The 12872-nt window shown below is 45.9% G+C and carries 1 protein-coding gene; it reads right to left on the bottom strand.

Annotation, left to right across the window (positions count from 1 at the left end; translation table 11 throughout):
* Positions 1–59: 59 nt before the first annotated feature.
* Positions 60–12857, bottom strand: coding sequence for an SDR family NAD(P)-dependent oxidoreductase (locus KXD37_RS10740; RefSeq protein WP_263463522.1), 12798 nt, complete (start codon positions 12855–12857; stop codon positions 60–62).
* Between the last annotated feature and the right edge of the window lie 15 nt (positions 12858–12872).

The following is a 12872-nucleotide window of genomic DNA, read 5'->3' on the forward strand; positions in this document are numbered from 1 at the left end:
CAGTAATCGTTAATTCTCCTGATCTGTAGGCATCGAGAATTTCTTTATGGTTCATACGATTAACTCCCTTCTATGATGTTTTGCACACTCTTAAAATCCAAATTCCCTTGCGCCACCTCTTGCATCAAACCGATGATTTGCTCGTCACTGTACAGGCTGTTGGTTTGATTTTGCGGCAGAGCCTCCGCGCTTCGGTTTTTTCCTTCAGCTTTTAAGGCCACATAAGCAGAAAGCGCTTGGATTGTCTGGAATTCAAGAAGCTCCCGGCCGGTCAGCTTGATCTGAATGGTCTTTTCTAAATGACGCATCAGCTTTCGGCCAAGAATTGAATCCATCCCGTATTCTTGAACGTTTCTTTTGAAACTGATTTGATGCCGTGACAGGCTCAGCTCTCGTTCCAGAAATTGTACGATGATGTCTTGAATGTGTTTCTCTTCATTGGACTCGTCAGTCTCACTTTGGGCGACTTGTGACGATGGCCTAATATTCTTATCTGATGAGATCCAATAGCGTTCCTTTGCAAATGGATAGCCAGGTAACGGAACGATACGGACATTATTGTCTTCATGGAGCAGTTCCCAAGAAATATGATTACCTTTCGTCCACCAATCTGCTATCTTTTTAAAATCTTTTTCTATGACGACCGTTTTCAGAGATGTCTCATCTCGTTCTTCTGAAATGTCTTCCGCATTCCCTGTATAAAAGGATGTAAATTGGCCGAATGATTCACCATTCTTCACTGCTTCTGCAAATTCCTTCAATTTTCGCACCAGTTGTTCCTGATTATTCACTACGATCGCCAGTCTTGCTTCCATTGCTTTTCTTCCAACCTGGAGTGTATACGCAACATCAGGTAATGAAAGGCTGTCATTATGCTCTGCATACTCAAGCATTTGCAGAACAGCATCGTGAAGCCGATCCTCATTTTGAGCAGAAAGCACGATAACTTGCGGACATTCGGTTGGCTCTTGATGCGCGGATGCCTGCTCATCCGGAATGTATTCTTCAATTACTGCATGCGCATTCGTACCGCTGATGCCCGTTGTGCTGATTGTCCCCATCCTCGGATTATGATTTTTTCTGATCCATGGCTGGTTCTCTTTGTGAAGCACAAAAGGGCTTTCTGCAAACTGAATATAGGGGTTGCTCGATTCACATTCATGGGTAGCCGGAATGGTTTGATTTTTCATAGCCATCAGCATACTGATCAAAGCAACCACACCGGAAGCTGCAAATGTGTGTCCGATTAATGATTTAATCGAGCCGATGGTGCAGAATTGCTTCTGTTTCGTATATTTGCTGAACGCATCCGTCAATGCCTGTACTTCAAGCGGATCTCCCAGATTTGATCCAGTGCTGTGCGCCATCACATATTGAATATCCAGCGGATTGATCTGATATTTTTCATAAATGCTTTCTATTAATTCCGCCTGACTAAAAGGATTGGGAGCTGTCATTCCATTGGTTTTGCCGTCATAATTCACGCCGCTTGCTTTTATACATCCATAAATGTGATCTTGATCTTCAATTGCCTTTGATAATGGTTTCAGCAGAACAGCTGCTACCGCTTCACCAGGCACAAGCCCATTGGCATCCTGGTCAAACACTTTGCATTGTCCATCTGGAGAAAGCATTTCCGCCTTTGTCAGCGCCTCATAAGACATTTGAGAAATATTCAGACTGACGCCGCCGGCTAAAGCCATTTCACAGTCTCCCTGACGCAAGGCTGCGCAAGCCTGATGAATGGCTACAAGTCCTGAGGAACATGCTGCCGTCAACGCCATATTAGGTCCTTTTAAATCTAATGCATATGCAATTCGCGCAGCCAATGTGGCGTTTTGAGTGCCGGTAATGTAATCCGTCTCACCGGTTAAGTGGGCATATTCTCCTTCTTCCACACCCACATAAACGCCGCAGGACTTTCCTTTAATCCGGTTTCCCATATATCCTGCGTCCTCAAATGTATGCCATGCTTCTTCAAGAAACAATCGCTGGCGCGGGTCCATACTTTCAGCTTCTTTAGGCGATATGTGGAAAAACAGCGGATCAAATCGGTCTATGTCTTTCAAAAATGCGCCCCATCTCGGCACTTCTGCTTTCTCTGGATGTCCTTTGACTTCACGCCAGTCCCAGCGGTCTTTGGGAATTTCTGAAATGCATTTTTTTCCGTTTTTCAGATTGTCCCACAATTCATGAACCGAATCAGCTTGAGGAAACCTGCCGCTCATTCCGATAATGGCGATAGGCTCTGTGTAAAGCTGCCGGCCGCTTCTATGGCTGTTTTGTGTTTCGAGTGCTGCAGAAACCGGCACTTCAGCTTCTGCCTGATTCTGAGTATCAGATGCATCATCACGGTAAAATTCTTCGATCAGGCCTTTATGATCCGTTAAAAAGAAGCGGATCAATTCTTTTAAAGTTGAATAGCCAAAAAATAAAGCAGGCGTTATCTCGACTTTGTAATAGTCAGTTAACACGTTCGAGAATTTAGCCAAGTAGATGGAATCAAATCCAAAGTCGGCCCAGTTCTTATTCAAGTCTAGCTTGTCTTTTGAGATCTTAAGCAAGGTGTGAATATGCGTTTTCAAGTCCATTTCCATACGTTTTTCAACGCTTAGGTTCTTCATCCCGCCCGATGTTTCTTGTGCAGGCGGGGCTATCATGTCCGGTTCTGGAACGGCACGTTCAGTCATTCCTAAAAAGCGGCGGACCCGGCTTGGCTGACCGGCTATGATAAGCTGCTGCGCATCCTGCTGAGACAAAATATGTTCAAACATACGTATGCCTTCTTCCGCTTCTAAGAAGCGCTGACCGCTTGACTTCAAGTACATCTCGGTAGTTTCGGCATTCCCGATTGACATCCCGCCGTCCTTCCAAACAGGCCAGTTGATAACAAACGTATTGCCGCGATGAAGCTCGTTTCTGTAATGTGCATAAGCCATTTGGAACCGATTCCCTACCGCATAATCACAAAAACCAAAGTCTCCTAAAATAGCAGAAGACGAAGAGAAGTAACAGATAAAATCCAGGGTTTCTTTTTTAAACCACTCGTCAAGCGCGATCGTTCCATTGATTTTCGGTTCAATAATGCGCGTGAAGCTATCCATCTCTTTTTCAAAAATAGAGGACCCGCTTTCGATACCGGCGGCATGAATGACACCATTGATGGTGCCGTACCGGTCTTTTCCGCGTTTCACGCAGTCTCCCATTGCGATCGGATCACACACATCCGCCTCTGCATACATGGCTTCGCCGCCTAACTCCCTCAATGCTTTTAGCTGCTTTTGTTTTTCTTTGTTGATAGGCGTTCGTCCTGTCAGAATGATGTTCGCGGCATAGTTTTTAGCCAAATGCTTGGCGAATAAATAACCGAGCCCTCCTAACCCGCCTGTAATCAGGTAAGTTCCCCCGGACTTCAATTTGCTGTTGCCTGGCTGTAACGTTGTCTGTTCAATCTGACATACATAACGTTTCTCATTCTGATACAAGACGGTTTGTTCGGTTGAAGCCTGTAATTCCGTCCAGATCTTACTTGTCCAATCATCCATTGATTCTTTTGGAATTTGATCAGCATCCTGAAAGATTCCTGTCACTTTCGTATTCGGAAGGACTAGCCCGAGTGAACGTTCAAATCCTATCCATGATTCCAGATAACTTCGGTCAAGACCATTTTCAAAACATCCAGCCAATAACACACGGGCAGGTTGAATCTTCGCGGCCGCCATAGCTTGCAATAAATAGACTGCACAGGAATAATCTTGACTACAGCTTGAATCCTCCGTCGCCCATAAATAGAGGATTGCATCCGGTTCTCCATGTTCTTCCTGAATCCTACGGAAGGCTTTCTCAAAAGTGCCGGGATCCTTCCGTACAATTTGATAAGAGTATTGAGACTGTTTGCCGTACGTTGCGCCTTGAGAAACAAATATGACCTGGGTCTCTGGATCAAAGCTTTTCACAGCTGAAGCAAATGCTTGTTGCTTGTCGCTGTCAGTCAGAAAACAGACGAGAGTTGTGAAGCTTTTCGATGTGAGAGACACCTGCTGTTCTTTCCATACTTCTTTAAAGGTCATCACCTCGAAGTCTTCTTGCTCTTGGTGTTCTATATTGTTTTCAAAGGACGTTGTTCTCTTTTCAACACCTGATGCCCAGTAATGTTCCTTCGCAAATGGATATGTCGGCAGGCTGATTCGGATCGGCTTATGAGCTCCGTACAGCTTTGTCCAGTCAAAAGACAAGCCCTTCACCCAAAGATCCAGTAATTTCGTAAATTTCCCTTTGCTCATCCAGGCGTCTATCATCTTCTCCGTATCTTCATCAGCTGATAAGAGCGCTAATGCTTGTTTATTATCGTCAATACGATCCAGATACAGATCCTCTGCTTTCATTTCTATAAAATCTAGCAGCTTGCTCTCTAGATCTTCTATTGATTCGGCAATAAAGCCAAGCCTTTCCTCCATTGCTTCACGGCCTGTTTGCAGCGTAAAGGCAATCCGGACCAGATCTGATTCACTGTACCTTTTTTCGCGAACGGCAGTGAGCAGCTGCTCCGCTCTTTCTTGAAGCCGTTCACTGTTTTTCGCTGACAGCACGATCAGAGCAGGAGGATGTTGGGGTGTTTGCGCCCCGGTTTTCGGAATATATTCTTCTAAGATCAGATGGGCATTTGACCCTCCGGCGCCAAAACTGCTTAATCCGGCGCGTCTTGGCACTTCCCGACCGTCAATGATCGGCCGCTTCCATTCACCAAGCTTTTGCTGAACGATAAACGGAGTTTGACTGAATTCAATATTTGGATTCAAACGCTCAGCATGCAATGATGGTGCGATTTGACCGTATCTAAACTGAAACAGTATTTTTGTCAAACCAGCGATGCCGGCTGCACTTTCACAATGACCAATATTGGATTTGCTGGAGCCGATCGCGCAGAACTGTCTTTCTTGTGTATCTTCCTCAAACGCTTTTGTTAATCCAGCAATCTCAATCGGATCTCCTAATGCAGTGCCTGTTCCGTGTGCCTCCAGATAACTGATCGTTCTGGCTGGGATATTTGCATGCTGAATGGCTTCTTTAATCAGCTTGGCTTGGGCATTCGGATTTGGAACCGTATATCCGTTGGTTTTGCCTCCGCTGTTAATGGAGCTGGCCTTTATCACCCCATATATATGGTCACCGTCTTCTATTGCTTTTTGCAAAGGCTTTAAAATGACGGCACCCACTCCTTCTCCGTCAACAAACCCATCTGCGTCATCACCGAATGATTTACATTTGTCAGTTTCAGAGAGCATGTTCATGACAGATAAGTTCTGATAGTGAACAGGGTCGACAACTAAATTGACGCCGCCGGCAATGGCGCACTCACTTGATCCGCTGTAAATGCTTTCTAACGCCAAATGGATCGCTGTCAGAGAAGACGAACATGCTGTGTCAACAGCAAGGCTCGGGCCTTGGAAATTCAGCAAATAGGATACCCTGTTGGCAATGGACCAATAGCCGTAGCCAGTAGGATAATTTTTGTTCATTACTCCGGCAAAGACGCCGACTTTTCTGCTTGAGCAGAGCGAGTCTGGTGTGTATCCCGCATCTTCAATACTCGCATAGGCGGTTTGCAGGAATAATCGCTCCTGAGGATCCATTCTTTCTGCTTCTAGCGGAGAAATTTGAAAGAATAAAGGATCAAAAGTATCCATACCTTTGATAAATCCGCCCCATTTTGTATAAATCGAGCCTTCTTTTCCTTTTTCTTTATCGTAATATGCTTTCCAATCCCAGCGGCCTTCCGGGATTTCCTCTATACAATTTCTTCCTTCTTTTAGATTGTTCCAAAATTCTTCTGCTGTCTCCGCCTGAGGATAACGCCCGGATATGCCGATAATGGCAATATCACGGCTGACCGATGCTTGTGCCAGTGATGGTGCTTCTTTCTCGCGGCTGCGGCCAAGCTTACGATAGCGCCGGGTTGTGTCAGGCGCCTGCCCAGCCTCCTGTGAAGATTTGTTATTGATTGCTACCGGCTTGTCATTTTGCACTTGACGGTCAAGGCCTGTCAGTCTCAAAAGTGCTGCTTTTTTCGTTTTGATTAAGTGTTCCACTAACGCGTCTATTGTCTGATACTCAAAAAATAAAGTGCTGCTCACATGGTCCAGTTCCTTACGTAATGTATTCGTGAGCTGAACAACGACAATAGAATCGATGCCGTACTTTTCAAGCTGTTCAGATGAATCAATTTTACTTGCAGGTATTTTCAATGTTTGTCCGATTAGTTTTTTCATATACTCGGTGCTTTTTTCTATCAAGACAGCATCATTTGATGGTCCGCCTATCTCTGAAGCTACGTTTTGGACAGATGCCGGCTCCTTCCTCACTGGAGAAAAATCCTTTTCTGCAGGAGGCGCCATTTCCATAGCCATACGGCGTACCACTCCGTTGCTTGAGGCTGCGATGATCTGGTGACTGAGGTCATGTGCTGCTTCTGCCGGGAAGAACACGGATTCAAAGCCTTCGCTTTCTAAGGCCTCTTTCCATTTGTTTGGATATAGACCAGGACAGCCGGGAATTCGCAGCGCAGGATCTTCATACAGCCACCAGCCTTCCAACAGTCCGAAGGTGATGTGTGGAAACAAGCTGTTTCCCGCCATTTCATTTAGTAACAGCAATCCGTTGTGCTTCATCACAGCTTTTGCATGCCGCAGCGTTTGGCGAATATTTTTTGTCGCGTGAAGAACATTAGCGGCAATTACAACGTCATAGCCGCCTGCCTCGATTTCCTGCTGATCGATTGGTTTTTCTACGTCAAATAGCTGATATGTCAGGTAAGGATTTTCCGCCCCATACTCTTTTTCTGCATGCAGCAAAAACGCCTTTGAAAGATCTGTATAACAATATTCTCCTATATGATTTTGATAGGTTTTCAGTTTTTGAAAGATTCCGGCACTCGTGCCGCCAGTACCTGCGCCTATCTCCATAATGCGAATGGAGGTTTTAGGGTCCTGTTTCAGCCGTTCATCTACGTAAGCTGTTAACGTATCAGCGAGCACTGTATTGAAGTAGTCTGCAACTTGGTTATGCTTGTAAATACCTTCCACCAATTCCATTGACGAATGAGGGAACATGATATCTGTCGCAGGCACCTTCCCTGTCAGGATATCCGGTAATGCTTTCAGCATGGCCTCAGCTAATACAACCATCGCTTTTGTGTTGCTGTCTTGGAGCCATTCTGCTTTTTTTGCATCCCATTCATTCCAAAGCATGTCTATATCCGCTGCCTTGTCCTTCCTCACCAAAGAATCTCCATCTTTTTTAAGGTAGTCTTGCTGCAGAAGGAATTCGCTGCTTTGCCGGAGCCACTTTTCATAAAACTCACGAGTATTGTTGTTTCCTTGAAGACGTTCAACCGATAATGTATGACCATCAAACAGCCCGGCCGTCTGCAGCTGCGCTAACAGAAGTCTGTAAAGGAGAGCGTCCAGCTCCTCATGTGTTACTCTTTTTATTTTCCGTGTTTCCGGCAGGCGTCTCTTCAGGCTTTCGGCGTCTATCGAAGGCTGCTGCGGGTAAAGGGTGATGAATTCCTTCTGATTCACGCCTTCGACTGCAACAGGTTTAGTCGTATGAATGAAAGCCGTTTGGCTGACAGGCCCTGAAAGCAGGGCTTCTAACGCTTCCATCCCTTCCTCAGGTTCAATTAAGCCTAAGCCAATTTGATTCATGAGCTGCACATAATTTTCATCTTCGGCCGCTTCACTGTTCCCCCAATATCCCCAATTCATGACGTTAACGGGACAACTCCAGCTTTGGGACAGCCGGTAAGCAAATGCATCTGCGAATGCACAGCCTGAGGCATAATGGCTTTGCTTCACATTTTTGATATGGGACACAAGCGAAGAGAAAAATAGAACAAAATCCAAATCCTCCTGCTGAAATACTTGGGCCATATGAACACTTACATCCACCTTTGCCGCCAATCCAGCTCTGAATTCTTCGAGCGTCATATTTTCCAGGCTTTGTTCAAATAAAACCATTGCAGAATGAACGATCCCATGAATATGAGGATGGCGTTTTTTCACTTGTTCATAAGCCTGCTGCAATGAATGCATATCCGCAGCATCGGCTGCAATATAGTAAGGCGCAGGTCCAAGTGCCGAGAGACGGTTTAATTTTGCCTGGATGGCATCATTGATTTGACTGCGTCCAATCCAAACGATCTGTGCCTGATAGCGGCGGATCATATACTCACTCCACGCCTCTCCGATGTACCCAGCTCCTCCAATAACCACATACACTCCGCCGGTTCGATATAACGTATCATTTGACGGGGATTGCTGATAGGGAATCAATTGCTGCTGATGCCATTGGTGATTCCGATAGGCCCACGCGTGCCCAAGACGGTCTGCAGGGAGTGTAAACATCTGTTTGATCGGCCAAGTGCAGCCTTCTTCAAGGTCAATCAGCCGGATATTCCAATGCGGATATTCCTTAGCCATTGTGCCAATGAGTCCATGAATGCTAGCATGAGCAGGATTGACAGCTTCATGCTGAGTAATCGGCTGCGCTTGGACGGTGATAATTGACCATTCCAGCTTTTCCCCGCCATAGCCTAATTGAAGAAGTGCTTTCACAAGCTTAAATACGTGAAGAACGTTTTCTTCCTGTTCTTCAATAAACATTTGCTCTGAGTGTAGCGGAGCAATCCACAGTACATGGTCAATGCTGCCGCACGCTTGCAGCTTGTTCACTATCATTTCCATGTGATCTGCCGGCTGGATATCCAAAACCACAGCCTGAGGATAGTATTGTTTCATTAACTTCTGTTCGTGCTCAGTACCCCCTAATAAAACGGCTTGTCCGCCGACAGCCGAGACACCGTTCTCCGCATTTGGAGACACTGGTTCCCAGACAGGAACCATCATCGTATGTCCTATCGATGAAGCCCCCGCTGCTATTGCTTCCGGAGATTGAGGTTCTCCTTCAAGCGCTCTAATGGAAGCCCCCTTCATTTGCACACAGACATTCCCGTCTTCATCGCATAGTTCAATATCATACTTTCTGATTTTGTTCTCTGCCTTACTGTCTGAACTGAATCTAATATAAGACCACATTTCAGAAGGGCAAGGGGCAAGAATGTTAAGTTCCTGCATTGCAAACGGCAGAGACAGCTTATGGACTTGAGCATCCGTATTGACTGAGCTAACGATAAAACCAATCGATGCATGGAAAGCGGCATCCATCAAACTCGGATGGAGCATGAATTGCTTCTTACCGTCTTCCAAAAAAGCGGGCAAGGAGATTTTTGCAAGCAATTGTTCGTGTCCGATAAGCACTTTTTTAATCCCTTGATAGCCCTCTCCATAGTCAAGCCCTATCTTCCGAAACGCCGCATAGCATTGCTCTGACGTCACTGTATCCAGACTGCATTCCGCCTGCAGCGCTTTAATATCTAAAACAGGAATGTCCGGTTCAGCCCCTAGGATTGCAGTCCCTTGGCTGTGTATCATCTGGTTTTCATCTTTGCTGTAAATCTCATAGCTGATCTCTCCGCTATCCTCAGGATAAAGGCCAATATGTATCTCTTTTGGTTCACTTTCAATCGCGATAGGACGAATCCAGACGATGTCTCTGAGCGACACAATTCTTTGTCCATCTTCCAGATCACCCGCTGCTTTTTCCGCTGCTTCCCTTGCCATTTCTAAATAGGCAACACCCGGCAGGATTTTCTGTCCCTGCACAACATGATCTGATAGAAAAAATTCCTTGCCTGTGAAGCTAGAGCTAAAGCGCTGCTCAGAAAAGTCTGACGTATTCCTATGCAGCAGCGGATGTAATGCAGAATTCGTTGTTCTGCCGCTGATTTTCGTCTCAGGTGCCGGTATCCAGTAGCGTTCTTTTGCAAACGGGTAGGTTGGAACACTTATTTTAAGCGGCTTGCGAGCGCCGTAGAGTTCATCCCAGTTGACCTGTTTTCCTTGAACCCATGATTCCGCGATGTTCTTCAAATCTCCCGCTTTTGCCCCGGTAAACCCTTGGCCCTCTTTGGCCTGTCCGGTCCAGCAGCGATCGGCTTGTTCACCTTTTACAAATGCTTGAAGTTGATGAATTAGATCCTTTATGTCTTTTACGATGAAGGCTGCCCGCTCCTCCATTTCCACCCGTCCTGCCTGCAGTGTATAAGCAAGCTCAAAAAGATTAATGTCCTCGTGAAGAAACTCAATGAGTTTGCCGGCGTATGCTTGCAGCCTGTCTATATTTCTCGCCGACAAGGGGATAATTGCCTCTTCATATTTCACAGAAACAGAGGCTGAGTCGTTCTCTGCCGGGATGTATTCTTCCAAAATGATATGCGCATTGGACCCTGACGCTCCAAACGAACTTACACCGGCACGGCGGGGATACTTAATCTCCATTCCGTTTTCTGTCAATGCCGGTTGCTCCCATTTCTTTGCTTCGCGCTGAACAAAAAACGGTGATTGATCCAGCTCCAAATAAGGATTCAGCTCTTCTGAGTGTAGGGATGGGACCAGCGTTTTATAATACAGCTGCAGAACGGTCTTCGTTAACCCGCTGATGCCGGCTGCAGATTCAGCATGGCCAATATTTGATTTCACAGAACCGATCGAACAAAATTGCTGATCCTGCGTATTTCGGCTGAAAGCCTTCACCAATCCTTGAATTTCAATTGGGTCTCCTAATGAGGTGCCGGTGCCATGCGCTTCCACATAGCCGACCGTACGCGGATCGATTCCTGTTTTTTCTAAGCAGGTTTCTATAACATCGGCTTGCGCTATAGGGCTCGGAACCGTAATACCGCTGACTTTGCCTACATGATTAATGGCACTTCCTTTGATGACGGCATAGATCCGGTCACCATCCTGTTCAGCTTTTTGCAGAGGCTTTAATAATACCGTTCCAACCCCTTCTCCAGAAACGTATCCGTCACCGCCTTCGCCGAATGTATGACAATAGCCGTCGCTCGAGTGCATCCCCACACTGCCATAGCTGATATATTTAGCCGGATGCAGAGATAAGTTGACACCCCCTGCTATCGCAGCCTCACATTCCCCATTCCGGATGCTTTCTATCGCCAAGTGAATGGCAGTCAAAGAGGATGAGCAGACCGTGTCCACTGCCATGCTTGGCCCATGGAAATTACAGTAGTAAGACACTCTATTGGCGATTTGCGCATAGTTCAGTGACAAAGGAAAGGGATTTTGTTCGGATAAAGCTTCAGCACCTATAAGGGAATAGTCCTTATGCATGACACCGGCAAAGACGCCGACATGCCGTCTTTTATTGGCGCCTCGCTGTGCAGCAATTGTCTCAGGCGTATAACCTGCATCTTCAATGGCTTCCCAGCATGTCTCTAAAAACAAGCGTTCTTGAGGATCCATGGTTTCTGCTTCTCTGGGAGAAATTCTGAAGAATTGCGGATCAAAGCAATCGGCATCCTCAATGAACCCGCCCCATTTTGAAAAGGGCTTTCCAGAAGGTGTTGTCAGTTCATCGAATTCCTTCCATTCCCACCGTGATTTCGGAATTTCACTGATGCAGTCTGTTCCAGCCTTAAGATTTTCCCAAAATTCTTGTATGTTTTTCGCCTTAGGATAACGGCCTGCCATCCCAATGATCGCAATGTCCTCCGCTTTTTTTGGCGGGGAAGAAGGAGCATCTAAAGACTCCGGCAGTGATGCAGGAGGCTGGCGGACAGCATCGTCCGCCTCTCCAAACAAATAGTTTTCAGCCAAATGCGCTGATAATTCTGCAATCGTTGTATATTCAAACAGCAAAGTGGGAGAGAGATCTTCTCCAACATGAGATCCTATCGCCTGAACAATTTCAAGCAAGGATGGCGAATCTAACCCAAGCTCATAGTACCCGGCGTGAATATCCATTTGTTCTGCCGGTTTTTCAAGCTGTTCAGCCAGCAACTGACGCAGTAACCTTTCAAACGCATTGTATTTCCGGCCAGCGTCATGAGAGACAGAAGTTTCTTTTACCACTCTCTCTTCCTGGAGCTGATCGATTTCTTTTTCAGGCTGAAAGGCCTTCGCATCCCGGACAGACTTGCTTGCGAAGTTTTTAAGTTCGGCTATTTTTTGTCCAGAAGAATTAAAATATTCAATGGTCATATAAGTAAGCTCGTTTTTCTGGCGCACGGAGGAAGCCTGAATGCGCGCCGCACATTCTTTTTGTAATGGCTCCGAAGCTGTAAAGGATTCGAAAAACAAAGGCAGATACACAGTCTGTTCGTTTTTATTTACACTTGAGAGCAAGCCGCTTGACCCTAAACCGCTGCCGTCGATGAGCGTCGGATGAAACATAAAAGCCTCAGAATGAAGCAATGCTTCTTGTCCGACAGATACATCAATCAAAGCGGCCTCTTTTGTTTCATATACCTGTCCTTCTGCTTTCATCATGCCTGTATGCACTAATTCTTGACGGCGGCATTGATCATAAATGTCGTCCAAATTCAGAATTCGGCCGGCCGCTTTTTTCCATTGATGAAGGTCGATCTTTTCCGTGAAAGCAGCTGGTGCTTTATGATGCATCTCGGCCGAAGCATATCGTCTATGACCTGATAACGACTCTCCATGCTGTTTTTGCCCTTCAATTAAGATGGACCATGTCCCTTTTTTGCTTTCAGACACTTGGATTGTCAGGGCAATGTCATACGATGCTTCCGCGATCAAAGGATAAAAAATGGTCAGATTTTTCAGTTCTAGCTCTTGATAAGCGTAACCATGTTCTTGGAATACTTGATAAATCAGATCTATATAAGCAAGGCCGGGTAATAACGCTTGTCCATATACCTTGTGATTGCACATGATAGGATTATTCAATGAGATGCGCAGTTGTTCAGTTATCATGTTCCCACTCCTCTC

The sequence above is a fragment of the Bacillus sp. XT-2 genome (assembly GCF_025696525.1).
Classification (GTDB): Bacteria; Bacillota; Bacilli; order Bacillales; family Bacillaceae; genus Bacillus; species Bacillus halotolerans.

What these genes read in the sequence shown, in the direction of transcription:
- KXD37_RS10740 (WP_263463522.1), bottom strand. Translation starts at nt 12,857, where the DNA reads ATGATAACTGAACAACTGCGCATCTCATTGAATAATCCTATCATGTGC.